Genomic DNA, 24,765 nt, shown 5'->3' with positions numbered 1-24,765 from the left:
TCGCACCATTGTTGCGACAAGGAAACAGAACGGCCCGCTCCTGCTCGCCAGGAGCCCTAAGCCAACGCAGTGGCTACCGATCGAACAAGCCCGACGCCAACACCAAACCAGTCCCCTCGCCCCTCCGGGGAGAGGGTCAGGGTGAGGGGCAGCCCCACCAGACGATACAAAAGGCCGGACCTACCTCGGCCCAAACCAAATACCCGCTTTTGCGTGCAAACCAAAAGCACCCAAACACATCCGACCGGCCAAGCCCCGGTCCCCGATCAGGAGCTATCGCACATGCTGAGCTGGGACGAATTCAACGAAGAAGACACCACCACCGCCGCGCCGGCCCCCGCTGCCGCGCAGCCGGCAAGCCAGACCGCCGCCAAGCTGGACAACGACGCCGCCGGTTCCGTAGAAGAAGCCCGCGCCGTTGCCGCCAGTGACTCCGACGCCATCGCCCGCGCCAAGCGCGCGCTGGACGACCTGGACATCCAGGAAGGCCTCAACGAACTGGAAGGCGAATCGGCCCGCGTGCGCGTCGACGAGAAGCGCATGATCAACGCCCGCGCCGACCTCAACCAGCTCGTACCCTTCAAGTACGACTGGGCCTGGCAGAAGTATCTGGATGGTTGCGCCAACCACTGGATGCCGCAGGAAGTGAACATGAACGCCGACATTGCCCTGTGGAAGAGCAAGGACGGCCTCAGCGAAGACGAGCGCCGCATCGTCAAGCGCAACCTCGGCTTCTTCTCCACCGCCGACAGCCTGGTCGCCAACAACCTCGTGCTGGCCACCTACCGCCTGATCACCAACCCCGAATGCCGCCAGTACATCCTGCGCCAGGCCTTCGAAGAGGCGATCCACACCCACGCCTACCAGTACTGCATCGAATCGCTGGGCATGGATGAAGGCGAGATCTTCAACATGTACCACGAGATCCCGAGCGTCGCGAAAAAGGCCAGCTGGGGCCTCAAGTACACCCGTTCCATTTCCGACCCGACCTTCCAGACCGGCACCCCGGAGACTGACAAGCAATTCCTGCGCAACCTCATCGCCTACTACTGCGTACTCGAAGGCATCTTCTTCTACTGCGGCTTCACCCAGATCCTCTCCATGGGCCGCCGCAACAAGATGACCGGCACCGCCGAGCAGTTCCAGTACATCCTGCGTGACGAGTCCATGCACCTGAACTTCGGCATCGACATGATCAACCAGATCAAGATCGAGAACCCGCACCTGTGGGACGCCGACATGAAGGACGAAGCAACCCAGATGATCCTCCAGGGCACCCAACTGGAAATCGAATACGCCCGCGACACAATGCCCCGTGGCGTGCTCGGCATGAACGCCGCGATGATGGAGGACTACCTCAAGTTCATCGCCAACCGTCGCCTGACGCAGATTGGGTTGAAGGAAGAGTATCCGGGCACTACCAACCCGTTCCCGTGGATGAGCGAGATCATGGATCTGAAGAAGGAGAAGAACTTCTTTGAGACGCGGGTGATTGAGTATCAGACTGGTGGGGCGTTGAGCTGGGATTGATCTCGCACCTCCTGACGCTCACAGCCGATCGGCTGTGAGCACTGGCGGGTTCAACAACCACGACTCCGCCAACCCCAAACAGCCAAATAGGATTTGCTGTGAAACCAACAGAGCTAATAACAAACCTAGCTTGGTATATAGTCATTACCTTCATCATTGGGCAAGCCCCAGTCGCCTACACAATAACTGCTTCGATACTCACTGAAGCAGAACTCGCACCAATCATTACACAGCTATTGAATTCTGGTGCATTCCTGACTTTCTCTATAGCCATCCTTGCTAGCAGCTGCTTCCACTTCATACACGAGTACAACGGAAGCAATAAAATCGACCTTAGAAAATCAAAGTCCGTCATGCTATTAATCGCATTAGGGCTGATTGCAATATCCGCCACACTCATAAAATTTGTAACCGCCCCACTCGACCAAGTTTCTGAAACCGCCAAAACATGGCATTGGTGGGTTTACTCAATTTCGACTTTGTTTGCGCTGGCGCTTTGGGTATTTTTCGAAATATTCCCACCCCAACGCTCCACAATCCGAGACGAAATCGACGAGAAGAGTCAGAAAAATCTAGATAAAGCCAAGTCACTAGCTGCAACGCCAGAAGGGATTGATCTATGAGCGAAAAAATGGAGTATCCGTACATAGAGCTAGAGCAACCTGGCGGGACTTTTTATGTCACTACAATGCTAGCTTCGGAGCTCGTAGATCGCGTCGAAATCAAAAGGCGTGGCTCCACCCCTGACGGTATACAAAGAAATCCAGATACAAAACGAATCAGCGAGATAAAGAAATATGCACTGCGGGAAGATGCCGTATTCCCGACACCAATAATTATTTCCTGCGACGGCGAAATAATTAATACAGACACAAAAACCGTATCCTTCACAAAACATGGATCTCTCGGCCATATTCTCGACGGGCAGCATCGAGTATTGGGCCTACAACAACTAACGAAAGAGCAGCAGGCAAAATTCAAACTCTTAGTGATATTCGTAACTGGAACGGACGTATACAGTGACGCAACTATATTCCTGACCATAAACAGCAATCAGAAACCCGTACCAAAGTCACTAATATACGACCTATTCGGAATAAGTGAAGAGCGCACAGAGATAAAGGCATGCCACGAAATAGCAAAATCCCTTAACTCTGAAAAAGACTCGCCACTTCACAATAAAATAAAAATGCTTGGCATAAAAACCTCACCAACCGAAACTATAAGCCAATCTGCCTTTATTGATTCATTGAAGCCGCTAGTGAGCTCTAAAGGCTGCTTCAGGGCATATTACGAAAATGAGCGCGACGACATAATATTAAGGATCCTACTAAACTGCTTTAGCGCACTAGCAAAAACCTTCCCGACCGAATGGAACAGCAACAACCATCTACTTGCAAAAACTGTAGGTTTTGGTGGATTAATGAAAGCCATGCCACAAATGTTTACAGCGGGTGCTGAGCAAGGATCCTTGACTGAGGAATTCTTCCGGGAAATTTTTGAAAGACTTAGAGAGAATCTTGAGAGCCGTTACCTGACACTAACCAAAAAAGACTTCCAAACAAGCAATGATGCAATGATAAAATTCAGCCAACTAATCATTGAATCTATCTGAATATATGTAAAGCGAATAGCCTGAAAGTAACGCGTGGAAAAGGCTTCGCCGTTTTCCACCCTACCTCCGGCAACGTCGATGCGTCGGCCGTGTGGGCGGGTGAGATGGCGTAGGGTGGATAACGCTTTTCTTATCCACCGATACGGACCTCCCGCCAACACAACGCTCAAGGATGAGCCGCCATCTCCCGTTACCGCCGCGCCCAAGTGCCGGGCGCCACGTATTTCTTTACGGTCAATCTGCTCAATCGTCGCAGCGACTTGCTTGTCCGCCATATCGACCTGCTCCGCGAGACAGTGCGAGCCACACGTTCACGCCCCCCTTTCACTTGCAGAGCGATCCCTTCCACAGCCTCCAGAAATCTGCACTATCGCCGATACGATTTGGCATAGCACGACGTGGCGCCCTCTGTGCCAATCAAAAACCGCTTATCGCGACTTGCAGACTCAACGATACATACGGCATCAACAGCGCATACAAACCAGACTCAAGGACAACGATGTTCACCGAAATAAAAATCGAGCTCAGCAAGTTTGACTGGAGCGGCGTATCCGGCCTGTCCGACGTGGTAATGGTGCTGCTCACATTGGTTCTACTTGCAGGGTTGAGGCAGGGCGCAAAGAACATTCGCGAGTCGTCGATATCACGGGACGCTGACATTCTCCGCTGGGCCATGTCGGAAATGGACACCCTCAAACCGCAGATAAGGCTACTCACCGACGCACACAAGCGGCATAGCTACTGCGGGCTGCCGCACGACCCAGAGACAAACCCGAACGGCTGGACCAGCCAGGAGCTCGATGCAGCCCAGGTCGTTGGGGTCAATCTGCAACGCATCGGCTACATGGCGCTTCACAACTTGGTTTCCCGAAACCACTTCATGAATATCTGGGGCCCGATGTATCTCGCCTGCTGGTATGCGTTGGAGCCGTGGGTCAAACACAAACGCAAGGCCCTAAACGAGCCAGTCGAAATCAAGGATGGTGCGTATAGCAGGATCTACTTCGAGCAGTATGCGCACTACTGCGAGGCCCATCTTCCGCGCCGCCTGGTTGATAACGAACGTCAGCGTTTCGGTCTTCAACCATTGCAGGAGAGCAAGCTAACCTTCCGGCAACGGTTTCTGGAGAGAATGGGCAAAAACGAAGTGCTGGATGTACGGCGCGATAGATGACACGTCAGCGAGCTAGCGAGGTAGCCTGGAAGAAACGCGTAGAAAAGGCTACGCCGTTTTCCACCCTATCTCCGGCAACGTCGATGCGTCGGCGGTGTGGGCGGTCGAGATGTCGTAGGGTGGATAACGCTTTGCTTATCCACCGATACGAACCTCCCGTCAACACAACGCTCAAGGATGAGCCGCCATGTCCCGCTACCGCCGCGCCCATGTGCCGGGCGCCACGTATTTCTTCACCGTCAATCTGCTCAACCGGCGCAGCGACCTGCTGGTCCGCCACGTCGACCTGCTCCGCGAGACGGTGCGAGCCACACGCTCACGCCATCCCTTCCACATCGACGCCTGGGTCGTTCTGCCCGACCACATGCATTGCGTCTGGACGCTCCCGGATGGCAACGCCGATTTCGCCCTGCGCTGGAAAGTCATCAAGTTCGCTTTCGCCCGACGCCTGCCAAAGACCGAGATACTAACGGCAACTCAGCGCTCCCGCGGCGAGCGTGGAATCTGGCAACGGCGCTATTGGGAACACCTGATTCAGGATGAACTGGATTACCGGCACCACGTGGACTACGTGCATCGAAATCCGTTGAAGCACGGTTTGGTGGAGCGTGTCGTCGACTGGCCCTATTCGAGCTTTCATCGGGCGGTCGGAGCTGGGGTCTATCCGGTTGATTGGTGCGGTGGCGAGGCGGAGGGATTCGCGGGAGATGCGGACTAGCGCGTGGATAAGCATCGCCATTCCACGCTACTCCCCGCAATGCCGATGTGTTGGCGAAATCAGGAATGCGCTTGATGTAAGGTGACCACCTTTTGCTGGGCATGACCGGCAGCTCTCACCAATCTAGTAGAAACGTAAACGGAGCCAGACAGCCATGGCAGGCTATATCAATCTGTTCTTCATCACCGCAATCGCAGCCGTCACTTTTGGTTCAGCTATTTATTTCTTTGGAAAGCTGCTTGGGAGCCGGATGGCTTTACAAGACCTAGAGCAATGGGCCAAGCCACACCGAACCTTAACAAGCACGGAAAAACTGCGACTCATGGCAGATTATAATGCCTTGAGCAAAATAGATAAGAAAACCGGCTCGCTATTAATACCGAAAAATGACAACGTTTATCTTCTAGAGGGAAAGATTGGTGGATTCGGACTGGAAACGACAGCAGCGAAACTACAGAAAATAACGATCGACAACGTTGCCGTTGAATTCCCGACTGGACTTTCTGAATACCTACAGCCAGGAATCAACGTGGCCGAGGTAGCTATTTCTACATCCCATGCCATCGTGCTCTCTCTGAATAGCGTATTCCTCGATCCACCCCAATCGAAGCATGTGGCACCCGAACTGGTAGCTGCGTTGCAAAGATTACAATTATCGAGAAGCAAAGTGTCCTGAAACGCCGCCCTCTCTCCGAGAGGCTGCGAACAGGACGCATAGGTAATGACGGCCGCACGATTCTCTTTTCTTCCGCAAGAAGCGCGAACACAAACCAGCTCAATTTTTCTAAATACCAACTTGCGTATAATTCCCGTGTGAAAAAGAGGACTATCATTGCACCAACACTAGGAGCGCCATGAATATGGATATAAGGCGTTTCGAAAAAGCTCGTATTTCATAGTCGTGCCTATCTAACGAAAGCGCTGGTTCGTTTTGCTTACACTGCTGTTCTGCCTCTCAGGCACGATTGTTATTGCGCTGACTGGAGATGTTTACGCCACAAAGGACGTTACCGTTTATAGATTCAAGGACGGCGCCCTTCTCCATCTAGTCTTTATGGCCATTCTTTGACCGCAGGCCTTTTTCTGGCAGCTAAGCGCTGGTCAATGCCCACTGTTACAACGCACGTTAATCCATGGCTTCATTAACTTGATTGGTATGTAGTGAGGTTGCGGGCTCGGCATTGCCGATATCAGCCCGTACCTCACACAACCCACCCGGCACCCTCATCACCCACTCCCTCACTGCCCGAACCGTCGGATCATCCCGACGGCTCTCCGGGTATACGAGGTGAAACGGCTTGCCCTCCATCTCCGGCCCGAATGGCTGCACCAGCCGCCCTTCCCTCAATTCATCCTCGATTAACTGCCGACTCATCAGCGCCACACCCTGCGCGCCGATGGCGGCGGAGATTGCGTGGGTCTCGTCGGAGAAAACCAGCCCGGCGCTCACATCCAGCCCCGGCACGTTGGCGAGCTTCTGCCATGACGCCCAATGAATCGGGGCGGACAAGGCGGCTTGCGCACGGAAGTGGATCAGCGGGTGTTTGGGCAGCTCGGCAATATCCCGCAAGCCGAGGTGCGGGCTGCAGACCGGGACGAAGGTGTTATCGAACAGCTTCTCCGCCACCAGCCCGGGCCAGCGGCCGTCACCGTAACGGATGGCGATGTCCGCCGTGACGCCATCCAGCGCGACTGGCTCATGGGAGGTATGGAAGCGCAGATCGATATCCGGATGGGAATCGCGCAGCAGGCAGACCCAGGGCACCAGCCAGCGCACCGCGATGGCCGGTGTGGTGCTGAGGGTGATCGCCTGGCGGCAGGGCTTCGCGCTCAGGCGTTCGACCGCCCCGCTGATGCTGTCGAATGCGGCTTCCAGCGTCTGTTGCAGCTCGCGCCCCTGGTCGGTCAGTTCCAGCTTCCGCGGTTTGCGCAGGAACAGCGCCACGCCGAGGGATTCCTCAAGCGAACGAATCTGGTGGCTAACCGCCGTAGCGGTGACATTCAGCTCCTCGGCGGCCTGCTTGGCGCTCTCGTGGCGGGCGGCGGCTTCGAAGGCCCGCAGCGCAGAAAGCGAAGGTAACCGGCGGTGCGCCATGGCTGAGTTTCTCTCATCTGTAGTTGGAAGAAATGGTCGTTTGTCGCCAGTACAGCCTAGCCATAGGCTGGATTTACCGCGAACGACAGATGAATTCAATCACAGAGGAGAATCGCCATGACGCACCTTCTGCACCTCGATGCCAGCGCCCGCCCCGGCCTTGCCGGCAAGGACGAGCACGGTTCCCACAGCCGTAACCTCACTCACCGCTTCGTCAGCCAGTGGGCGGCCCGCCGCGCGCAGGACGGCATCGTCTATCGCGATATAGGCCAGAACCCGCCTTCGTTTATCAACCATGACTGGATTGCCTCCAGCTTCACGCCGGAAGAGCGCCGCGAGCCGTGGATGCGGGATACGCTGGCGGAGAGCGACCAGCTGGTCGATGAGCTGATCGCCGCCGATGTATTGGTCATCGGTACGCCGCTCTACAACTTCGGCATGCCCGCGGCGTTGAAAGCCTGGATCGACCAGATCGTGCGCCCAGGCCGGACGGTCGAGGTCGACGAAAGCAAACTGCCCGATCCGTACGTGCCGCTGCTGGCGGACCGGCCACGGCATGCGGTCATCCTCAGTGCCCGCGGCGGCATCGGCTTTGGCCCTGGCGGGGAAATGGCGCACATGAATCATCTTGAGCCGAACCTGGTGACGGCACTCAATTTCATCGGGATCACCCGCATCCATCAGATCGCGATTGAAGGTCAGGAAACCGGTGGCGAGGTACTGGCGGCCTCGGTGGCCGAGGCGCTGCGCCAGGTCGATGCCTTGGTCACGGAGCTGCAGTCGACACTCGATGCGCCCCTACGCCATGCGCGGGCAAGGCAGGTGGAGCTCAATCAGGTGTAAGGCGGGCAACGCGTGGAAACGGCCTCGCTTTCCACGCTACGCTCCATGGGCATGGCACCCAGTCGAAACAGCGGAGCAGGCATGGCGAGCGACAAAGATTTCGTGCTGTATGTGGCGGAGCAGATCGGCCTGGGGAGCAGGCTGACGTACAGGAAGATGTTCGGCGAGTACGCCCTTTATCTGGACGAAAAGGTCGTCGCGTTCGTCTGCGACAACAGCCTGTTCATCAAGCCTTCGGCGGCCGCCGAGACCCTCGCCCCAGACTTGCCGCAAGCGCCGCCCTACCCCGGCGCGAAGAACTATCCGGTGGCGGACGAGCTGCTAGACGATGCCGACGAACTCCGCCGCCTGGTGATCGAAACGGCTCGCCTCATGCCGGTACCAACGCCACGCAAACCGAGGAAGAGAAAGCCAGACGCAGCCGCGACGTAGAGGCAGGCACGATCTCTCGTTGCACCGATCACCATGCCGCTTACCCTCGCCTGCCGCACACCGCCCGGTACAATGCCGCCTTTTTTCCGTACCGCCCGGAGCGCCGCCATGTTCACCCTCACCCACCTCGACACCCCGCCGCCGGAATCGCTGAAAAGCCAGGTGCTGCAGATGGTGGTGGATTATCTCGGCGACATCAGCCCGGTCTCGCTGCAGCCCAGCAACCCGCTGTATCAGCTGTATCAGTACGTGGTGGGTTTCGAGGTGCATCGCTACCTGGACAGCATGGACGGCGTGCAGGCGGGCAAGCCGGAGCTGATCATGGCGTTGGATGCTGAGGACCCGGCGGTCCTGCTCGGCTTCGCGCTGTACCTGCCCTTTGTGGACGATCCCGAAGCCTGCGCGCTGGTCTATCTGGCGGTGGACGCCGGCCATCGTCGCCAGGGCATTGGCCGGGCAATGGTCGAAGCGATGGTGACGCGCTATCCCCATGCCGAGGTGGCGTGCGTTGCAGGCAAGGTGCCGTATTTCAGCGCACTGGGCTTTCAGCCGCTGGTGGCGCGCGGCCCGCAGGTGGTGATGAATACCCGTAACGGGGCTTCGAACGGTGCGGTGGCGGTGCAGGATCTGGAGCCGATCTTCCAGTCCAAGGAAGTCCGGCAGATCTACAGCTACCTGGTGCAGCAGAATGGCCGCAAGGCGATGAGCGAGGCGGAGAAACAGCGCGACCGGCTGCTCGATCAGCTGGCCCAGCAGGCACGGCATCTGGTCGAGGCAGCCTCTGCCGCCAAACGCTTGCACTAGCCGATATCAGTTCCAGAACAGGCGGGATTGGCCGCGTTCTCCCAGCACCGCACCGCCGTGCGTAGTCGTTAGCGTGATTGTCATCACTAAAACCGCTTACAACGAGCCCGTCGGAGATGTTTAGGGTTACCGGCCGCGCGATGGCAATTTAATATCGCCGCGCAATTCGCCTTAACACTCAGGAACGAGTATTCATGTTCAAGCATTTCATGATGAGCGCCGCGGCGCTGAGCTTCGCCATTCTGACCGGCTGTGCTTCGGTCCCGATGGAGTCACCCGAAAAGGACCAGGCATACAAGACGTTCCCGGCACCGCCGCAGGATCAGGCCGGGCTGTACATCTTCCGCGACTCCATGCTCGGAGCCGCCCTGAAGAAATCGGTGAAGATCGACGGTGAAGTCATTGGCGAAACCGCCGCCAACACCTATTTCTACCGCCTCGTTACGCCTGGCAAGCACACCCTGGCAACCGAGTCCGAATTCAGCGACAACCTCATCGAACTGGACGCCATCGCCGGCAAGAACCATTACGTGCGTCAGTCGATCAAGATAGGTGTGTTCGTCGGCGGTGCGAAGCTGACCGAGGTCTCGGAAAGCGAAGGCCAGAAAGCCGTAGCGAAAACCGAACTGGCCCGCTAACGCTGCAAGCAAGACCGTCCAACAGAAGCCCCGCACCTGCGGGGTTTTTTCTGTCCCCTGCCCTATCCGCGCATCCGCTCAGGCCTTCACGCAGACGAATAGCGCGTTCCCTGAAAGCTCGTCCCAGGGCACGATCTTCTCGTAGTCATGCTCGAGCACATGCACTTCGAAGTATGGCGCCAGCAGCTCGCTCAGCTCGGCAAAGCTCACCGCCACCATCCTGTGTTCGTCGTGCCAGACCTGGCTTTCATTGCTGATGGTCTTTTCGATTCGCAGCTTCAGCAACTGCTGCTCCCCTTCACCCGGGTAATGCCAACCGGAGCTGAAGGTGAACAGGCCGTCCGCATGCCTGGCCGTGTGCGAGACGAATGACGCGTTGTCGATCCGACGCTTGTCCACGGCGTTGAAGCAGAACAGCCCGCCCGGGGCCAACGCGGCATGCACGCTGACGATACAGGCTTCGAGCCTGGTCAGCGCGGCGCTGTAATGAATGGAGTAAAGAAAGCAGGTGATCAGATCGGCCGGTTGCTCGACCGCAAAGCCACACATGTCCTGCAGGGAAAATCGCGCTTCCGGACAGCGCGCGGCGGCTCTGTCCAGCATCGGCTGGTTGATGTCGAGCCCGCCGCTGGTATAGCCGGCATCGATGAAATGGCGGATGTGCGGGCCCGTGCCGCAGGCGAGGTCCAGATGCCTCGTGCCGCCGTTGCCGAACAGCTGCTGCAATCGCTGGACACAGTGGCTTTGCGCGCGGTAATCGATGTCCGCGCACATGAGGTCGTAATAACCCGACAAGTCGGTATAGAGGGCGTCGCCGGGCATGATGACCTGAAGTGCGGGGGTCGATGGGGCGCGCATATTATCCCGGTCGGCTGCGATTCGCCCGGCATTTGCGCTTGAGCCGACGCGTCCATACAGGTTGCTCAGCTTTACGGGCCAAAAGCTCACCGCCTTTTTGAGCGGGCTGGGCTCGGCCCGACCGCGCTCAGCCAGGGGCGACCGGCCCCGCGAGCCTGTCCAGGCACAGCTGTTCCATGCAGTTGGCCCAATCGATCATTCGATCCGCTTCGAGCTGCACCAGCATGGCGTAGCGGCGGCCGCCCCAGACCGAAAGATGCAGTGCTTCCAGCGTCGCAGCGGTCGGGCGTACCGGCAGATCGGTCGCCGCATCAATGACCCGATGCCAGGCGCCCAACAGATCCTCGTAGACCCGACGCTGATGCTTGGGCTCGGCCACCAGCGTTTCCAGTTCGAGCATGTCCGGGTGAAACCAGGGCAGCCGTGACTCGACCCCGGCAAGGGTGCGTACCAGTCGCCGGATGCGCTCGGGCCAGGCAACCGCAGTTGGCGCTACCGCTTGCGCGTCGATGGCCTCCAGCAGCTGCTCGACGCAATAGCGCACGTAGCCCGAGTGCAGGGCGTGCTTGTTGGGGAAGTAGTCGTACAGGGTGCCGATGGCCACGCCGGCTTCCAGGGCAACCGCGCGGGTCGTTAATCGAGCCCAGCCGTCGCGCTGCCATATCCGAACATAGGTGTCGAAAATCGCCTGAACGGTGGCCTTGGCGCGCTGCTGAGTCGGCCGTTTGAGCGGCTTGGCGCTCGGCAATCGTGTGCTCATGAAATCCGAACCCGGCGGTGAAACGAAAGGGATAGAGTCGAAGCCGTCCATTTACGAACCCAAGGTGCCATCGATGAGCGTCATCCGCCAGTTGCAGAACAACAAGAAAGACATGCAGCAGACCCGCATTCAGACCCGACCGATGCCGGAGCTGAAAGCCGGCGAAGCCCTGCTGCGTATCAGCCGGCTGGCACTGACCACGAACAATGTCACCTACGCCGCGTTCGGCGAGACACCTCACCTGCGCTATTGGGACTTCTACCCCACCGGCGATAGCGAATGGTTCCACATGCCGGCGTGGGGCTTCGCCGAAGTCGTGGACAGCACCGTCGATGACCTGGCGAAGGGCGAACGCTTCTATGGCTTCTGGCCGATCGCCAGCCATGTCGTGATGCAGCCGGTACGGGTTTCCGAGCGCGGCTTCTACGACGGCGCCGAACACCGACTCGAACTCACATCGGCCTACAACCAGTACCAGCGCATCAGCAGCGACGCCGCCTATCGCGCAGAGAGCGAAAACTACCAGATGCTGTTGCGCCCGCTGTTCATCACCTCGTTCATGCTGGCCGATTTCCTCGACGACAACGCATTCTTCGGAGCGCGCCAGATCCTGATGTCGAGCGCCTCGAGCAAGACCGCGTACGGTACGGCGTTCTGCCTGCAGGACAACCCGGCCGTGCAGCTGATCGGGCTTACTTCCGCGGGCAACACGGACTTCGTAAAAGGGCTGGGTTGCTACCGACAGGCCTTGGACTACAACCAGCTGGCTTCGCTGGACCCGAGCGTGCCCACGCTCTACGTCGACTTCTCCGGTAGCGCTGATCTACGCCGGCAGATCCACAGCCATTTCAAGGATGCGCTGGTGTACGACTGCTTCGCCGGGTCAGCCCAGAACCACGAATACAGAAAGACCGACGCAACGCTGGCCGGTCCGCAGCCACAGCCCTACTTCGCGCCCTATCAGATCAAGAAACGCAACGCCGACTGGGGCCCTGCCGAGGTCACCCGCCGCTTCAACGAGGCGCAGCTGGCCTTTATCGCTCAGGTTAGCGATGCGCAGCAGCCCTGGATGCAGGTGAACGAGCACGCCGGCCTCGAAGCGGCACAGGCGCTGGCCGAATCCCTGATCAAAGGCGACATCAATCCGCTGGAGGGCCACGCCGTGGTGCTCGACTGACCAGGTAATCGGATAACCACAGCGAGCGCGACCGGTAGAAGCGACTGGCGTATATCGAGGCAGTCGCTAGCCTGACTATCGGGCTTTCTTTGCGGGGAACGATCATGACTGGCGACGAGATCGCTGATTGCTACCGGGGCTACATCGCCAGTTTGAACGGCAGGCGCTGGGCGGAGCTGGAGCGCTTCGTCGATGACGAGGTGCACTACAACGGCCAGTTCGTCGGGCTGGACGGCTATCGCCAGATGCTCGACGGCGACGTTCGGGCGATCCCCGATCTGCAGTTCAATATCGGGCTGCTCATCGTCGAGCCGCCCCATGTGGCGGCACAGCTGCGGTTCGATTGCACGCCCACAGGCGAACTGTTTGGCTTTGCTGTGAATGGCAAGAGAGTGGTCTTTACCGAAAACGTCTTCTACGAGTTCCTCGAGGGAAAGATCCGCAACGTGTGGTCGGTGATCGACAAGAAGGTAGTTGCCGATCAGCTCTGAGGGCGATGGCGGCTCACATCACATGTGGGGCGAAGACAAACGCGTGGTAATCGCACCCTTTCATGTTCTCGCTTCGGCACGCACCGCGTCGGCTCAACGGCTTTCGCTGGCGCGACACGGAAGTCGCTCAAGCGCCCGCACTCTTCGCCGATATCGGAAGCACAACTAGATCGATTGGATGCCCTGCATGTTTAACAACCGCTTGAAAAAGGATTTGGAAGCCAAGGATGCCGAGCTGGCAATCCTGCGCCAGCTCATGGGCAAGATGAACGGTGACATGCTGTCGGTCACGCTGGATACCGACTTCAAGATCTGCGCGTTCAATGATCGATTCGCCCGTACCTTGGGTTACTCGCACGGGCATCTCCAGGGCCGGCCCCTGGCCGAGATCGTTCCGCCCTACGTGAAGAACCTGCCCTGCTTTCACAACTTTCGCGCCGCGGTGGCCAAGCTCGAGCCGGTCAGCGACGACTATCGCTACCTGCGCGCCGACGGCAGCCTCGCCTGGTTGAAGATCCATTGGTATCCGATCGCAACGGCCGACGGGAAGCTTTCGCATATTCAGGGCTTCGGCAGCGACATCAGCGAGGCCGTATACCGGGCGAAGGAGAACGAGGCATTCATCAGCGCCCTGCTGCGCTCGACCGCGGTGATCCAGTTCAACCTGGACGGAACGGTGGTCACGGCCAATGAGCAGTTTCTCCAGACCATGGGCTATCCGCTCGCGGAGCTCAAAGGCAAACATCACAGTCTGTTCTGCGCGCCGGAAGATGCCGCTTCGGCGGATTACAAGGCGTTCTGGCAGAAACTGAACCGCGGCGAGTACGTCGCCGATCGCTTCAAGCGTGTCGACCGCCATGGCCGCGAGGTTTGGCTGGAAGCGACCTACAACCCGGTGCACGACACCGAAGGCAACCTCTACAAGGTGGTCAAGTTCGCCAACGTGGTGACCGATCAGGTCATGCGTGAGGCAGAAGTGCGACAAGCCGCGGGCGTCGCCTACGACATCTCGCTGCAGACCGACGTCAGTGCCGAGCGCGGCGCCAGTGTGGTGAAGGACACCCTGGTGACGATGCAGAAGATCACCGACCAGGTGCAGTCCGCCACCGATGGCATCGAGGCGCTCGGCAAGCAGTCGCTGCTGATCAGCTCCATCGTCCAGACCATTGGCGGCATCGCCGCACAGACCAACCTGCTGGCGTTGAACGCGGCCATCGAGGCGGCCAGGGCTGGCGACCAGGGTCGCGGCTTCGCGGTGGTTGCCGACGAGGTCCGGCAACTGGCCGCGCGCACGAGCACCGCTACCGACGAGATCGTCAATGTGGTGCAACAGAACCAGGCGCTGGCCGACGAGGCCGTGCGCAACATGTTCGCCAGCCGCGAACAGGCGGTGCAGGGCCTGGGGCTGGCCAACCAGGCCGGTGCGGTGATCGTCGAGATTCAGGACGCCGCCAAGCAGGTGGTCAGCGCGGTCGAACGGTTCGCCAAGGAACTCTGACGACCTAACGACAAAGCACGCCCCTGCCCCTGGAGCTGTTACGGCTGTTCTACGTGCGCGGCAAAGCCGACCTGTCCTGGCGCTACGTCGGCTTTGAGCGTGAGCGCCGGTATGTCGTAGTCGCCGCCGTTCTGTTTGCGATAGGCGATAGGTTTTGTGCACCAGAGGTCGTCCAGGCGCTCACCCAGCTCGTTGCGAAGCGTGTCGAATCGGGCCGGGTCGATACGGCTGGTGCGGTGCACCACAAACGGTGGCAGCACATCGAAGCCTGGGTAATGCAGGATCCCGTGATGAATAGGGAACAGCAGGTCTTCGATGGGCCCGTTGATCCCCCGCGGGCTGTAGTGTGAATCCCAGCCGCCGGTAGTCACGATCAGCATGGCCCGTTTGCCCGCCATCGAACCCTCGCCGTAGCGGTCGCCCCAACGCGCATCCGAGTGCTCACCGACGCCATAAGCGAAACCGTAGGCATATACCCGGTCGACCCAGCCCTTGAGGATCGCCGGCATCGAGAACCACCAGAGCGGGAATTGCAGGATCAGCGCATCTGCCCAGCGCAGCTTGTCCTGCTCGGTCGCGATGTCAGGACTCTGCCGACCACTGGCGAACGCGCGCCGGGAATCCTCGGAAGCATCGAAACGCGCTTCGGGATCGCGATCCAGGCTGTCGCTGGAATTGATCGCGGCTTTCCAGCCCACGGCATACAGGTCGGAAACCTGAACGCTGTGTCCGGCCGCCTGCAGGCGCTGGACGGCGAAGTTCTTCAATGCGCCATTCAGCGAGCGCGGTTCGGGATGGGCATAAACAAGCAGAACATTCATGGGAAACCTCCATAACGGGACGGATGCAGAATGTGGCTTGCCCAGGTATGTTTGAAATGAATAAGCTGTATTCTAGGTATTGCCATGAATAATCTCAGACGCCTCGACCTGAATCTGCTGGTGACCCTGGACGTGTTGCTGGCCGAGCACAATGTCACCCGCGCCGCAGAGCGCCTGAATTTTTCCCAACCCTCGGTGAGCGTGCACCTGGCCAAGCTGCGGGACATTTTCGACGACCCTCTGCTGATACCTAGGCCACGAGGCATGCGCCCGACTGCACGCGCAGAAGAACTGCGCGAGCCCTTGCGCCTGGCACTGGAAGCGCTGGAGCAAGCCGTCGCGCCAGCCAGCCCGTTCGACCCTGGCGCCGCGCAGAACGTCTGGCGCATCGCAGCCAGCGACTATGGCGAGTCGGCCATTGTGCTGCCGGCTCTGGCAGGGCTACGTTCCGCCGCACCGGGCACACGCATCGCCGTAGTCGAGATGCAGCCTTCGCGCATCGCCCGCCAGGCAGAACAGGGTGATATCGATCTTGCCTTGCACACCGTTGACGGATCGCCATCCAACCTGCGCCGCCGCGTTCTGTTCACTGAGCGTTACGTGCTGGCCGGCCGTGCCGGACATCCGCGTCTGCGGCGACGGCCGACGCTCAAGCAGTTCTGCGCGCTGGATCAGGTGATCGTCTCGCCGGATGGCGGCGGCTTTCACGGTGCCACCGACGATGCCCTGGCCACGCATGGCCTGCAACGGCGCGTGGTGCTGTCGGTGCCGCATTTCCTGTTCCTGCGCTCGGTGCTGGAAAGCACCGACCTGGTGGCCATGCTGCCCGAACGGCTGGTTCAGGGTGTTGCACTGCAGGTCGTCGAAGCGCCGCTGGAGATTCCAGGCTACGAAATGGCCATGCTCTGGCATGAACGCGCCCATCGCGACCCGGCCCATCAATGGCTGCGGGAGCAGATCGTCAACGCGATCTAGCCCCGCCTGCGCGACGTGCTTCTGGGCTGCAGCTGATCCAGCGCGCCGGAGTTCTGCCTTGCCCAGTCGTAGATCAGTTCGATGGGTTCAACCATCAGCTGGCCCAGCGGCGAGAGCGCATAGCTCACCGCCGGCGGCACCGAATCGAGCGTGTGGCGCTCGATCAGGCCGCTTTGCTCCAGTTCACGAAGCGTCTGGATCAGCATTTTCTTCGAGATGCCGGGCAGACTCCGATGCAACGCGCCGCTGCGTGCGGTGCCATCGTGCCGGGCATGCAGCGTGTGCAGAATCATGCTGGTCCACTTGGTGGCGAAGAGTTCGAGCACGCGTCTCGGCGCGCAGTCTTCACGCCATTGTTCTTCGTCTGAGCCCGGTTGCATGGGGGATGGTCACCATTTGGTGCCGACTTGGATCGGCATTTTCGAGTGGGTAAGGTGCAGGCCTGTTTTGCTTTGTGGGGGTCTGGACATGACAAATCAAGCACTGGTGGTCGGCGCGAGCGGCATTGTCGGCAGCGCGCTGTCGCGCCTGCTGGCCGATGAAGGCTGGAACGTCGCCGGGTTGGCTCGTCGACCGAATACCGAGACGGGCGTCACGCCGATCAGCGCCGACCTGCTGGACCCCAAGGCGCTCGCCTCGGCGCTGGCCGGCGTTTCGCCCACTCACGTCTTCCTCACCACCTGGGCGCGCCAGGCCAGCGAGGCGGAGAATATCCGCGTCAATGCGCAGATGGTACGCAACCTGCTCGAAGCCGTCCGGCCGGCTGGTACGCTGCGCCACGTGGCGCTGGTCACCGGGCTCAAGCATTACCTTGGCCCGTTTGAGGCCTACGGCAAGGGCGCGCTGCCGCAGACGCCGTTCCGCGAGGAACAGGGGCGGCTGGATGTCGAGAATTTCTATTACGCCCAGGAAGATGAGGTGTTCGCCGCCGCTGAGCGGGACGGCTTCAGCTGGAGCGTGCATCGGCCGCACACCATCACCGGCATCGCCGTCGGCAATGCGATGAACATGGCCACCACGCTGGCCGTGTACGCCTCCATCTGCCGCCACACGGGGCGGCCTTTCCGCTTTCCGGGCTCGGACGTGCAGTGGAACAGCCTGACCGACATGACCGACGCCGGCCAGCTCGCCAGGCACCTGCGCTGGGCCGCCAGCACGCGGGCAGCCGCCAACCAGGCCTTCAATGTCGTCAATGGCGATGTGTTCCGCTGGAAATGGATGTGGTCGCGCATTGCCGAGTGGTTCGGCATCGACGCTGCGCCGTTCGATGGCCCGGCCCCGCTGGAGCAGCAGATGGCGGGCGACGCGGACATCTGGAACGACATGACCAAGCAGTTCGGTCTCGCCGAGGCGGACATCGGCAAGCTCGTCTCGCCGTGGCACACCGATGCCGATCTCGGCCGCCCGATCGAGGTGGTGACGGACATGTCGAAGAGTCGCAAGCTCGGTTTTCTGAATTATCAGGCCAGCGACGAGGCGTTCTTCGAGGTGTTCGCCAGGCTGCGGGCGAGCAAGCTGATTCCCTGAGCAGGCCATCCGAGCCGTCATCGGACTGGACACTCCCGTATACTTGCGCGTTTTCCGCGCGAGTCCCCTTCCGTGAGCAACAAACGCTATGCCTGCATCGGCCTGAGCAACCCGAAATCGCCTTCCAACGTGGGGGCGATCATGCGTGCCGCAGGCTGCTATGGCGCCGCTTCGGTGTTCTACACCGGCACCCGCTACGACCGCGCCAAGGACTTCGTCACCGACACCAAGAAGGTCCACCAGGACATTCCGCTGATCAACATCGACGACCTGCGCAAGATTCTCCCGCTCGGCTGCGTGCCGGTTGCGGTGGAGCTGGTCGAAGGCGCCCGCTCGCTCCCCGAGTACACGCACCCGGACCGCGCGCTGTACATCTTCGGTGCCGAGGACGGCTCGCTGAGCAAGGAAATCCGCGACTGGTGCGAGGACGTGGTGTACATCCCCACCAAAGGCTGCATGAACCTCGCGGCGACGGTGAACGTGGTGCTCTACGACCGCCTGGCCAAGGGCAACAACACCCGCTCAGGGCCGCAGTTCTGATCGAACGATGGATGCGCTACACCCCGCACGTGGACAACGCTTCGCTTGTTCGCTGAAGATGGCGGCGATCGACTCCAAGCGTCGCCGGCCACGTTCGAGTCCGGCGACTTCCGCATCCTCGACTTCAAGAGCACAGCATGAAAGCACTTCCGATTCTGGGCGCTGCCCTCGCACTCTTGGTCCCCTCGGCCTATGCCGAGGAACTGCAGGTCACCCTCGACGGCCTGCAACACGACAAGGGCCAGGTGGCCGTAGCGGTATATTCCAGCGCGAAAACCTTCCGCAAGGACGACCAGGCATTCGCCGCGCAGAAGACCAAGGCCGAGCAGGGAGCGGTGACCCTGGTGTTCAAGGACGTGCCGCCCGGACGCTACGCGGTGCTGGCCTACCATGACGAGAACGGCAACGGCGAGCTGGACCGCCGCTTCGGCATGATCCCAACGGAAGGCTACGGGCTGTCGAACAACCCCAAGGTGATGGGCCCGCCGTCCTTCGAGGACAGCGCATTCGAGGTGCCCGCCGGCGAACCGACCCGGGTCACGCTGGAGATGCGTTACTAACGAAACAACCCGGGAAACCGCGTGGAAAAGGCTTCGCCGTTTGCACCCTAGCGACGCCGCATCCAAGTCCGCGGCTGAACTCAGCGGCAGTTGCCGGCACAGCCGCCGCGGGCACATGCCGGCGCTTCCGGATTCTTCAATACGCGGCTGTTGACCACCCCGGCAGCCGTCATCAGTTTGGTCACCGGCGCGTTGTCCGGAATGTTCGAATCTTCGGCCAGCGCGCCGGCTGCGCGCAGTTCGCCCCAGGTTTTCGGCCGTAGCGCCATGGCATGGCGAACTTCATAAACCTGGCCATTGGCTTCGCAACGGTAGTCGTAGGTTGGCATGGTATTCCTCTCGCGATAATTCGGTGCCGGCAGCCCGTGCTGACAGCCGCGGGCTGTCTGCTGCACACGGCCGCACTCGTAAAGCACTGTGCTTTTCAGCAGCGTCGTGAGCGGCTACGGAAACCGCCGGCACGTACTGGCTATGCCGATTTCATCATCACCAGCGCGAAACCCACCACGATGCCAGCCAGGGCAATCAGCCAGCCGATGCGATGGGCGCGGTTCTTCTGGGCTTGGCGGACGGGGTCTACGGGCTTTTTCTTTCTCACGATTCACCTGGCTCTGGAAAACACGCTGCTGCCGCTTGGCGCTCACGCCTCTCGGCGCAGCGCGCCTTTTTAGGCCGGGCGGGTCGAATTGTCCAGTGGATGAACATTCACGCGAGGTCACGCCTGGCCGGCGTCTAGCCGAGCGGGCTCTGATCGGCTTCCGGTTGGTCGTTCGAATCGGTGCCTGAATCGTTTTCGCCCGAGTCCGGCACATCGCCGTACTCGTCGTAGTCCGGCGGGGTCAGGCCATCCTTGAGTGGGTCGTCTGGATCGATCATGGCAGCTGTCCTCTGGCAACAATGAGCTTTGACATTGCCTTGGAACCCGAGGGCAGACCGTGCGTTTCGTCAGCGCCGTACAACTCGATGTGCGGTGCGCACGCGGGCCGAGACGCGCGGCGAATCTAGGGCCGCCGCGCTCCGGTCAGGGTCTCGATGATGCGGCACTCGCGGACCGAGGACTCGCTGCAACCCGCCAGGCGCTGCAGCTCCGCTTCGAGCCGCTGCAGGTCGGCGATGCGCTGGCGCACTTCGACCAGGTGCGTCTGCACCAGGCGATCGACATCGGTGCAGGCATGCTCCGGCTGGTCGGCCAGCTCGACCATGGTGCGGATCTCGTCGAGGGAAAAGCCCAGCTCCCGCCCACGCTTGATGAAACGCAGCCGCGCGGCGTCCTGCTCGCTGAAGGTGCGATAGCCGGATTCGGTGCGCGAAGGTGCCGCAAGCAGCCCGATGCGCTCGTAATAGCGGATGGTTTCCACGTTCACGGCCGTGGCCTTGCTGAGTTTGCCGATGGTGAGTGGCATCGCTTGACCCTGTAGTTGCTACAGGGTTTAGCGTAGCGCCATCGACAACTGGAGGCGATGTCATGGCGGGAAATTGTTGCAGCGGCGGCTGCGCCACCACGGCGGCACGCGGACGCTATCGGCGCATTCTCTGGATTGCGCTGCTGATCAATCTGGCAATGTTCGGTGTGGAAATCGGCGCGGGCGTGCGTTCCGAATCGGTATCGTTGCTGGCCGACTCGCTGGATTTCTTCGGCGATGCGGCGAACTACGGTGTCAGCCTGTTCGTGCTGGGCCTGGGCGTGGTGATGCGGGCGCGGGCGTCGCTGGCCAAGGCGCTGACGATGGGCCTGTTCGGCGCGTTCATCCTGGTGGTCGCGATTGGCAACTTCATTGACGGCAGTGTCCCGCATGCGCCGACCATGGGCGTCGTCGGCGTGATCGCGCTGCTGGCCAATATCGCGGTGGCCGCCATGCTCTATGCCTACCGTGAAGGCGACAGCAATATGCGCAGCGTCTGGCTATGCAGCCGCAACGATGCGCTCGGCAACCTCGCGGTGATGCTGGCCGCACTGGGGGTTTTCGGCACGGGTGCCGGCTGGCCCGACCTGATCGTGGCGACGATCATGGCGTTGCTCTCCATCAGCGCGGCGGTGCAGATCACCCGCCAGGCCCTGCAGGAGTTGCGATCCGAAAGGCTGACGGTCAGCGATGCGGAGCACCGCGCGTAATCCCGGGGTGCACGCGCAGCTATGCCCCGCTGCGCGAGCGAGCGCGCTCGGCGAGAAACGTCACCGGGGCGCTTCCGTCGGCATTCAGCTGAAGGATCTCGCGCGGCCTGCCCTGCTCGTCGAGCAGCAGCAGGCCGATACCCGAGCCGTTCCATAGCCGTTCGCCGGCGTTGCTGCGGTCAGGCACGCGCGGCACAACTTCCAGCCGGCGGCGCTTGGTCAGCCAGTTCAGTGGCGACCAGGGCGCGTAGAGCCAGCGGTTGAGGCGATCGAACCAGTCCAGCAGGCGCCGCGGAAATTCGTTCTTCACGCCGCTGCTGGTGATCTGCCACAGCTGAGGTGCGGTATCGCGACCGCGAATGTGCACTTCGTAGACGAAGGAATAGTGCACGTCCCCGGACAGCACCACGTAGTTACCCGGCGTTCGCGTGTGGCGAAAGATATTCATCATCACGTGGGCGGCGCCGCGATGGGCCATCCAGTTCTCCGCATCGACCAGCAACGGCTGGCCGGCCCAGCTGAACACGCGCTGCACCGCCTCGATCAGCTTGACGCCGAACATCGGTGCCGGCGAGACGATCAGTACCGATGGTTTGTCGAGAATGTTCTGCTGGAATTCGCTCAGCGCCTCCCAGTCCATCAGACCGGACGGTCGACTGAGGTTGCGCTCGCTGCGCCAGCGCCGGGTGCGGGTGTCCAGCACCACCAGCGGCGGATCGGTAGGCAGCTCGTAGCCCCAGCCGTCAAGCCTGAACAGCGTATCGATCAGCAGATCCTGCGCCGCGCAATCCAGCCAGCCATCGCTCGCCGTCGCCAGCAGCTCACGCACCGGCAGCAGCAACTCGGCGAAACGCGTCGGATCGTTGCCCCAGGCCTGACACAGCAGATAGCCGAGCAGCGCGTTGCCGATGATGCGCCGCGACAGCGGATGGCCGTAGGCGGTCTCTTCCCAGCGCGCGGAGAGATTCCAGTCATCGGTGATGTCGTGGTCATCGAAGATCATCAGCGACGGCATATGAGCCAGGGCGCGGGCCACCTTCGGCAGTCCCGCGATAAAACCTTGCAGGCAGGCCTCTTCACTCCGGTAACGCTCGGCCTCGGCTGGCTCCAGCGCGGGCATCTGCGGGGCGATCAGCGACCAGGGCGTCGGCGACCAGACGAGCAGGTACATCGCCATGACCTCGCCCAGGCTGATCAGATGGTTCTGCCCGTTGGCGGTGGTGAACACCGGCTTTTCCACGCCACCGAAGAAGCGCTCGCGCAACGCCTCGTTGGACTTGAATGCGGGCAACAGCTGCTCGCGACGGTAATAGCTGGCCGGATGGGTCATCAGCTCATCGCTATTGTTCACCACCGCGCCTTCGAGCTGTTCGCCATAAAGCCCCAGCCGGCGCACCAATGCGTGGATCGCCACCAGCATCGGCCCCGCGACATCGTCGGCATAGACCTGGTCGCCCGTCATCAACAGCACGGCCGGGCGCTCGGCCGGACTGTCCAGCGCGTCACTCAGCAGTTCGTCGACACACAGCAGACCATCTGTCGCGGCGTGGTGCGGCTTGCGGCAGGAACCATGCAGCACGCGATCGAGCCGCGACTTGATGACGAAGCTCGGCCGCGTCGCGCCGTCGTAGAGCAGATGCGGCGCCCAGCCGGCGATGCCCTGCTCCCCTGCACCATCGTGGATGCGCAGGTCGTATTCGATCAGGCAATCGGTTGGCAGCGGTGCGTCCGGCACGAACTCGATTAGATGCAATACCGCGTGCTTGCCGATCGGCAGGCGCTGGCAGCTCAGCTCATCGAGCGACACAGATTTTTGCAGTCCGCCCGCCGGGCTTTCGAGAATCAGCGACAGCTCGAGCGGCCGTGAGCCGACCAGCCAGAACGTCACAAGGCCAGGCTCGAGACGCCGCAATAGCGGGCCCGCCAGCACGGCGGGCAGTTGCTCGGGGGTAGGGATATCGGTCAAGGGCAACCCTGGTGATGGGAACAGGTTCGTCTGACAGCGCGCTCGGCCGGATCGCTCAACAGTCGAGCCGAAAGCGGCTTGGCGGTGGTCGCTGAACGACTGCTCAAGGCGCGCCGAACATCGCCGTCCAGTAGATGGCCGCGTCGCTCTGCGGATCGACCGCGTAGGCCGCGCCAAGCTCGCTGAACTGCGGATTCATCAGATTGGCGCAATGACCGGGGCTGGCCAGCCAGCCGTCCAGCACCTTGCGGGCAGTCGGCAGCGCCGCGGCAATGTTCTCGCCAACCTGCCTGCCGGCGTAACCCGCCAGCTCGGCGCGGTCGCCGGGGGTGCGGCCATCTTCGCTCAGATGGCTGAAGAAGTTGCCGTTGGCCATGGCCCGGCTGTGGGCTTCGGCGGTGCTGCCCAGCGTCTCGTTCCAGCTGAGCGGCCCGGCCGCAGCGAAGTCCTGCTTGCCGCAACGGCGGGCGGTGGCACGGGCGGCGTTGATCTGCTCCAGCAGCTTCTGCCCTTCGGCCTGCCAGTCACCCAACCGACCATCGAGCAACGGCCGCGCCACCACAATGCGCCAGTCGCGGTCGTTGCGGCTCACACCGATATCGGCGAACTGCGGGTCGAGGATCACCCGACAGAAGCTCTCGCGCAGCGCCTGCATCGCGGCCTGGGCATCCCGCGGCCCGGACAGCGTGATCGCCTGCACGGTCACCATCGGATAGCCCGCGCGGGACAGCGCCTGCTGCAAATCACCCGCACTATCGACCGGCAGATTCAGGCGCGAGTCGGCGGTAAGCGGCGGCAGCTCTTCGCTTGCCTTGTCGCCACAGCGCTGCACTTCACCACGGTAGGCATTGATCGCCTCGACCAGGCGGGCCTCCTCGGCCACAGCAGCGCCAGCAACGCACAAGGTTGCGATCAGCAGAACGGATGACAGAACACGCATGACAGTTCTCCAGCTAAATCCCTGACGGAACGAGGCGCACCCGGCGCAGAAATGAAGCGCCATGGTGCGCGACGCTGCCACACTTGTCATCAGCGGGGGCAGGCACAACGCCACTGGCTGTGCGCATTGCATCGGCTTGGCTATGATCGAGAGCCATGAATAGCCTGCCGCCGCTTCGCCCATCCTGCCCGCCCGGCACCTGCACCTGCCGGCGTGACGAGCTGCTGGAAACGCCCGGCGCCGACGTGCGCATCCTCATGCTGACCCGCCACGAGGAACGCCGCCTGCTCGAGCGCCTGGAGAACGTGCAGAGCCTGGACGATCTCGAGCGCGTGCAGCAACGCATGCTCGACCAGCTCGGCATCCGCATGACCGTCGCCCCCGGCCACAACGAGGTGCGCAGCATGCGCGGCATCGCCATCGAATTCGCCGAACAGCCCGGCCTCTGCCGCAAGACCCGCCCTGCCATCGCCGCCGCCGTACGCCGCGGGCTGGAGAAACAGCCGGAAATCGCCTGGCGCCTGCTCGATGCGCACGACCTGCTGGGTGGTCTCTGACAGGGGCAACACCAGCCTCGCCCGAACCGGTCTCGCCCCCTTGATTCGCCAGAGCCGGCATGCCGATCGCGCCTGAGGGCCAGGCGGCGAAGCACCGACAATAAAAGTGCCTATGCTGTATCGTGGAGCAATT

At 61.1% G+C, this 24,765-nt stretch carries 30 protein-coding genes and 1 pseudogene; 20 read left to right on the top strand and 11 right to left on the bottom strand.

The annotated features are described in order from the left end of the window. Positions 1 to 282: 282 nt before the first annotated feature. From LW136_RS09145 to LW136_RS09115, 7 genes and pseudogenes are all read left to right on the top strand, one after another. Positions 283 to 1,530 carry a ribonucleotide-diphosphate reductase subunit beta gene (locus tag LW136_RS09145; protein WP_014819995.1) on the top strand — a complete coding sequence of 416 codons (1,248 nt, stop codon included), beginning with the start codon at positions 283 to 285 and terminating at the stop codon, positions 1,528 to 1,530. Between the two features lie 98 nt (positions 1,531 to 1,628). Then, positions 1,629 to 2,153, top strand: a complete 525-nt coding sequence (locus tag LW136_RS09140) for a hypothetical protein (protein ID WP_234175022.1) — start codon at positions 1,629 to 1,631, stop codon at positions 2,151 to 2,153. Next, positions 2,150 to 3,145, top strand: a complete 996-nt coding sequence (locus LW136_RS09135; RefSeq protein ID WP_234175021.1) for a DGQHR domain-containing protein — start codon at positions 2,150 to 2,152, stop codon at positions 3,143 to 3,145. The genes LW136_RS09140 and LW136_RS09135 overlap by 4 nt, the downstream gene beginning before the upstream one ends. 182 nt (positions 3,146 to 3,327) lie before the next feature. Further along, positions 3,328 to 3,471 (top strand): annotated as a pseudogene (locus LW136_RS09130) (REP-associated tyrosine transposase); the annotation flags it as partial. Positions 3,472 to 3,644: 173 nt separating this feature from the next. Further along, the gene (locus tag LW136_RS09125; protein ID WP_228207235.1) at positions 3,645 to 4,319 is read left to right on the top strand and encodes a hypothetical protein; all 675 of its coding nucleotides are present in this window, start codon (positions 3,645 to 3,647) and stop codon (positions 4,317 to 4,319) included. A gap of 187 nt (positions 4,320 to 4,506) precedes the next feature. Further along, a complete protein-coding gene (locus LW136_RS09120) occupies positions 4,507 to 5,037 on the top strand; it encodes an REP-associated tyrosine transposase (RefSeq protein WP_228207236.1) in 531 nt (176 codons plus the stop codon). A gap of 154 nt (positions 5,038 to 5,191) precedes the next feature. Continuing rightward, positions 5,192 to 5,713, top strand: a complete 522-nt coding sequence (locus tag LW136_RS09115) for an intracellular growth attenuator family protein (protein ID WP_228207238.1) — start codon at positions 5,192 to 5,194, stop codon at positions 5,711 to 5,713. 450 nt (positions 5,714 to 6,163) lie between these two features. On the opposite strand, the gene gcvA is transcribed toward LW136_RS09115, so the two are convergent. Beyond that, complete coding sequence (gene gcvA, locus LW136_RS09110; RefSeq protein ID WP_234175020.1) at positions 6,164 to 7,132, bottom strand: transcriptional regulator GcvA; 969 nt, start codon at positions 7,130 to 7,132, stop codon at positions 6,164 to 6,166. 117 nt (positions 7,133 to 7,249) lie between these two features. On the opposite strand from gcvA, the gene LW136_RS09105 reads away from it, so the two are divergent. The 4 genes from LW136_RS09105 to LW136_RS09090 all read left to right on the top strand — a co-directional run bounded on the left by LW136_RS09105 (position 7,250) and on the right by LW136_RS09090 (position 9,849). After that, a complete protein-coding gene (locus LW136_RS09105) occupies positions 7,250 to 7,975 on the top strand; it encodes an FMN-dependent NADH-azoreductase (protein ID WP_234175019.1) in 726 nt (241 codons plus the stop codon). Between the two features lie 81 nt (positions 7,976 to 8,056). Next, entirely contained in the window at positions 8,057 to 8,407 is a 351-nt protein-coding gene (locus tag LW136_RS09100) for a TfoX/Sxy family protein (RefSeq protein ID WP_234175018.1), read from the top strand. A gap of 108 nt (positions 8,408 to 8,515) precedes the next feature. Further along, positions 8,516 to 9,211: a GNAT family N-acetyltransferase gene (locus tag LW136_RS09095; protein ID WP_234175017.1), complete on the top strand. Its 696-nt coding sequence runs from the start codon at positions 8,516 to 8,518 to the stop codon at positions 9,209 to 9,211. Positions 9,212 to 9,405: 194 nt separating this feature from the next. Beyond that, on the top strand, positions 9,406 to 9,849 hold the full coding sequence (locus LW136_RS09090; RefSeq protein WP_234175016.1) for a DUF2846 domain-containing protein: 444 nt from the start codon (positions 9,406 to 9,408) through the stop codon (positions 9,847 to 9,849). Positions 9,850 to 9,927: 78 nt separating this feature from the next. Here the strand turns inward: LW136_RS09090 and LW136_RS09085 are convergent, their stop codons facing one another. Further along, positions 9,928 to 10,671, bottom strand: a complete 744-nt coding sequence (locus tag LW136_RS09085; RefSeq protein ID WP_234175247.1) for a class I SAM-dependent DNA methyltransferase — start codon at positions 10,669 to 10,671, stop codon at positions 9,928 to 9,930. Between the two features lie 163 nt (positions 10,672 to 10,834). After that, positions 10,835 to 11,467, bottom strand: a complete 633-nt coding sequence (locus LW136_RS09080; protein ID WP_234175015.1) for a TetR/AcrR family transcriptional regulator — start codon at positions 11,465 to 11,467, stop codon at positions 10,835 to 10,837. Between the two features lie 73 nt (positions 11,468 to 11,540). On the opposite strand from LW136_RS09080, the gene LW136_RS09075 reads away from it, so the two are divergent. The 3 genes from LW136_RS09075 to LW136_RS09065 all read left to right on the top strand — a co-directional run bounded on the left by LW136_RS09075 (position 11,541) and on the right by LW136_RS09065 (position 14,633). Further along, on the top strand, positions 11,541 to 12,644 hold the full coding sequence (locus LW136_RS09075; protein ID WP_234175014.1) for a DUF2855 family protein: 1,104 nt from the start codon (positions 11,541 to 11,543) through the stop codon (positions 12,642 to 12,644). A 104-nt stretch (positions 12,645 to 12,748) separates the two neighbouring features. After that, a complete protein-coding gene (locus tag LW136_RS09070) occupies positions 12,749 to 13,135 on the top strand; it encodes an ester cyclase (protein ID WP_234175013.1) in 387 nt (128 codons plus the stop codon). Positions 13,136 to 13,322: 187 nt separating this feature from the next. Next, entirely contained in the window at positions 13,323 to 14,633 is a 1,311-nt protein-coding gene (locus tag LW136_RS09065) for a methyl-accepting chemotaxis protein (RefSeq protein WP_234175012.1), read from the top strand. A 38-nt stretch (positions 14,634 to 14,671) separates the two neighbouring features. Here the strand turns inward: LW136_RS09065 and LW136_RS09060 are convergent, their stop codons facing one another. Further along, positions 14,672 to 15,454 (bottom strand): NAD(P)H-dependent oxidoreductase, encoded by a 783-nt coding sequence (locus LW136_RS09060; RefSeq protein WP_234175011.1) that lies wholly within the window; start codon positions 15,452 to 15,454, stop codon positions 14,672 to 14,674. Positions 15,455 to 15,538: 84 nt separating this feature from the next. Between LW136_RS09060 and LW136_RS09055 the strand changes: the two genes are divergently transcribed. Next, on the top strand, positions 15,539 to 16,429 hold the full coding sequence (locus tag LW136_RS09055) for a LysR family transcriptional regulator (protein WP_234175010.1): 891 nt from the start codon (positions 15,539 to 15,541) through the stop codon (positions 16,427 to 16,429). Here the strand turns inward: LW136_RS09055 and LW136_RS09050 are convergent. Beyond that, positions 16,426 to 16,809, bottom strand: coding sequence for a winged helix-turn-helix transcriptional regulator (locus LW136_RS09050; protein WP_125023236.1), 384 nt, complete (start codon positions 16,807 to 16,809; stop codon positions 16,426 to 16,428). The two genes, LW136_RS09055 and LW136_RS09050, sit on opposite strands and share 4 nt — an antisense overlap. 88 nt (positions 16,810 to 16,897) lie before the next feature. Between LW136_RS09050 and LW136_RS09045 the strand changes: the two genes are divergently transcribed. From LW136_RS09045 to LW136_RS09035, 3 genes are all read left to right on the top strand, one after another. Further along, entirely contained in the window at positions 16,898 to 17,956 is a 1,059-nt protein-coding gene (locus tag LW136_RS09045; protein ID WP_234175009.1) for an SDR family oxidoreductase, read from the top strand. A 72-nt stretch (positions 17,957 to 18,028) separates the two neighbouring features. After that, positions 18,029 to 18,496, top strand: a complete 468-nt coding sequence (locus LW136_RS09040) for an RNA methyltransferase (protein WP_234175008.1) — start codon at positions 18,029 to 18,031, stop codon at positions 18,494 to 18,496. Positions 18,497 to 18,633: 137 nt separating this feature from the next. Next, positions 18,634 to 19,056: a DUF2141 domain-containing protein gene (locus LW136_RS09035; RefSeq protein WP_234175007.1), complete on the top strand. Its 423-nt coding sequence runs from the start codon at positions 18,634 to 18,636 to the stop codon at positions 19,054 to 19,056. A gap of 80 nt (positions 19,057 to 19,136) precedes the next feature. Here LW136_RS09035 and LW136_RS09030 read toward each other — a convergent pair whose 3' ends face one another. The 4 genes from LW136_RS09030 to LW136_RS09020 form a co-directional block, all read right to left on the bottom strand. Further along, positions 19,137 to 19,385, bottom strand: a complete 249-nt coding sequence (locus tag LW136_RS09030; RefSeq protein WP_234175006.1) for an FmdB family zinc ribbon protein — start codon at positions 19,383 to 19,385, stop codon at positions 19,137 to 19,139. Positions 19,386 to 19,525: 140 nt separating this feature from the next. After that, the gene (locus LW136_RS22765; protein ID WP_023445530.1) at positions 19,526 to 19,654 is read right to left on the bottom strand and encodes a hypothetical protein; all 129 of its coding nucleotides are present in this window, start codon (positions 19,652 to 19,654) and stop codon (positions 19,526 to 19,528) included. Between the two features lie 134 nt (positions 19,655 to 19,788). Further along, positions 19,789 to 19,932 (bottom strand): hypothetical protein, encoded by a 144-nt coding sequence (locus LW136_RS09025; RefSeq protein ID WP_014819973.1) that lies wholly within the window; start codon positions 19,930 to 19,932, stop codon positions 19,789 to 19,791. Positions 19,933 to 20,057: 125 nt separating this feature from the next. Then, positions 20,058 to 20,459: a MerR family transcriptional regulator gene (locus tag LW136_RS09020; protein ID WP_003299252.1), complete on the bottom strand. Its 402-nt coding sequence runs from the start codon at positions 20,457 to 20,459 to the stop codon at positions 20,058 to 20,060. Positions 20,460 to 20,521: 62 nt separating this feature from the next. Between LW136_RS09020 and LW136_RS09015 the strand changes: the two genes are divergently transcribed. Next, a complete protein-coding gene (locus LW136_RS09015) occupies positions 20,522 to 21,169 on the top strand; it encodes a cation efflux transmembrane domain-containing protein (protein ID WP_234175005.1) in 648 nt (215 codons plus the stop codon). Positions 21,170 to 21,188: 19 nt separating this feature from the next. Here the strand turns inward: LW136_RS09015 and LW136_RS09010 are convergent, their stop codons facing one another. Both LW136_RS09010 and LW136_RS09005 read right to left on the bottom strand, forming a co-directional pair. Next, positions 21,189 to 23,099 carry a metallophosphoesterase family protein gene (locus tag LW136_RS09010; RefSeq protein ID WP_234175246.1) on the bottom strand — a complete coding sequence of 637 codons (1,911 nt, stop codon included), beginning with the start codon at positions 23,097 to 23,099 and terminating at the stop codon, positions 21,189 to 21,191. A 139-nt stretch (positions 23,100 to 23,238) separates the two neighbouring features. Further along, the gene (locus LW136_RS09005) at positions 23,239 to 24,075 is read right to left on the bottom strand and encodes a CAP domain-containing protein (protein WP_044314152.1); all 837 of its coding nucleotides are present in this window, start codon (positions 24,073 to 24,075) and stop codon (positions 23,239 to 23,241) included. A 155-nt stretch (positions 24,076 to 24,230) separates the two neighbouring features. Here LW136_RS09005 and LW136_RS09000 point away from each other — a divergent pair, with 155 nt between their 5' ends. After that, entirely contained in the window at positions 24,231 to 24,632 is a 402-nt protein-coding gene (locus LW136_RS09000; RefSeq protein ID WP_101274175.1) for a hypothetical protein, read from the top strand. Positions 24,633 to 24,765: the final 133 nt, after the last annotated feature.

It is taken from the genome of Stutzerimonas kunmingensis (assembly GCF_021432085.1).
GTDB lineage: Bacteria > Pseudomonadota > Gammaproteobacteria > Pseudomonadales > Pseudomonadaceae > Stutzerimonas.
The sequence above is the reverse complement of the archived record's forward strand: the minus strand, read 5'-3'. Positions and strand labels throughout refer to the sequence as shown.

Excerpts from the sequence above, each read along its gene's own strand:
- LW136_RS09095 (WP_234175017.1), top strand. The coding sequence starts at position 8,516 with ATGTTCACCCTCACCCACCTCGACACCCCGCCGCCGGAATCGCTGAAA.
- LW136_RS09035 (WP_234175007.1), top strand. The coding sequence starts at position 18,634 with ATGAAAGCACTTCCGATTCTGGGCGCTGCCCTCGCACTCTTGGTCCCC.
- LW136_RS09120 (WP_228207236.1), top strand. The coding sequence starts at position 4,507 with ATGTCCCGCTACCGCCGCGCCCATGTGCCGGGCGCCACGTATTTCTTC.
- LW136_RS09100 (WP_234175018.1), top strand. The coding sequence starts at position 8,057 with ATGGCGAGCGACAAAGATTTCGTGCTGTATGTGGCGGAGCAGATCGGC.
- LW136_RS09025 (WP_014819973.1), bottom strand. The coding sequence starts at position 19,932 with ATGATCGATCCAGACGACCCACTCAAGGATGGCCTGACCCCGCCGGAC.
- LW136_RS09105 (WP_234175019.1), top strand. The coding sequence starts at position 7,250 with ATGACGCACCTTCTGCACCTCGATGCCAGCGCCCGCCCCGGCCTTGCC.
- LW136_RS09085 (WP_234175247.1), bottom strand. The coding sequence starts at position 10,671 with ATGCCCGGCGACGCCCTCTATACCGACTTGTCGGGTTATTACGACCTC.
- LW136_RS09000 (WP_101274175.1), top strand. The coding sequence starts at position 24,231 with ATGAATAGCCTGCCGCCGCTTCGCCCATCCTGCCCGCCCGGCACCTGC.
- LW136_RS09145 (WP_014819995.1), top strand. The coding sequence starts at position 283 with ATGCTGAGCTGGGACGAATTCAACGAAGAAGACACCACCACCGCCGCG.
- LW136_RS09015 (WP_234175005.1), top strand. The coding sequence starts at position 20,522 with ATGGCGGGAAATTGTTGCAGCGGCGGCTGCGCCACCACGGCGGCACGC.
- LW136_RS09065 (WP_234175012.1), top strand. The coding sequence starts at position 13,323 with ATGTTTAACAACCGCTTGAAAAAGGATTTGGAAGCCAAGGATGCCGAG.
- LW136_RS09070 (WP_234175013.1), top strand. The coding sequence starts at position 12,749 with ATGACTGGCGACGAGATCGCTGATTGCTACCGGGGCTACATCGCCAGT.
- LW136_RS09020 (WP_003299252.1), bottom strand. The coding sequence starts at position 20,459 with ATGCCACTCACCATCGGCAAACTCAGCAAGGCCACGGCCGTGAACGTG.
- LW136_RS09135 (WP_234175021.1), top strand. The coding sequence starts at position 2,150 with ATGAGCGAAAAAATGGAGTATCCGTACATAGAGCTAGAGCAACCTGGC.
- LW136_RS09060 (WP_234175011.1), bottom strand. The coding sequence starts at position 15,454 with ATGAATGTTCTGCTTGTTTATGCCCATCCCGAACCGCGCTCGCTGAAT.
- LW136_RS09080 (WP_234175015.1), bottom strand. The coding sequence starts at position 11,467 with ATGAGCACACGATTGCCGAGCGCCAAGCCGCTCAAACGGCCGACTCAG.
- LW136_RS09050 (WP_125023236.1), bottom strand. The coding sequence starts at position 16,809 with ATGCAACCGGGCTCAGACGAAGAACAATGGCGTGAAGACTGCGCGCCG.
- LW136_RS09045 (WP_234175009.1), top strand. The coding sequence starts at position 16,898 with ATGACAAATCAAGCACTGGTGGTCGGCGCGAGCGGCATTGTCGGCAGC.
- LW136_RS09055 (WP_234175010.1), top strand. The coding sequence starts at position 15,539 with ATGAATAATCTCAGACGCCTCGACCTGAATCTGCTGGTGACCCTGGAC.
- LW136_RS09030 (WP_234175006.1), bottom strand. The coding sequence starts at position 19,385 with ATGCCAACCTACGACTACCGTTGCGAAGCCAATGGCCAGGTTTATGAA.
- LW136_RS09125 (WP_228207235.1), top strand. The coding sequence starts at position 3,645 with ATGTTCACCGAAATAAAAATCGAGCTCAGCAAGTTTGACTGGAGCGGC.
- LW136_RS09090 (WP_234175016.1), top strand. The coding sequence starts at position 9,406 with ATGTTCAAGCATTTCATGATGAGCGCCGCGGCGCTGAGCTTCGCCATT.
- LW136_RS09005 (WP_044314152.1), bottom strand. The coding sequence starts at position 24,075 with ATGCGTGTTCTGTCATCCGTTCTGCTGATCGCAACCTTGTGCGTTGCT.
- LW136_RS09075 (WP_234175014.1), top strand. The coding sequence starts at position 11,541 with ATGAGCGTCATCCGCCAGTTGCAGAACAACAAGAAAGACATGCAGCAG.
- LW136_RS09115 (WP_228207238.1), top strand. The coding sequence starts at position 5,192 with ATGGCAGGCTATATCAATCTGTTCTTCATCACCGCAATCGCAGCCGTC.
- gcvA (WP_234175020.1), bottom strand. The coding sequence starts at position 7,132 with ATGGCGCACCGCCGGTTACCTTCGCTTTCTGCGCTGCGGGCCTTCGAA.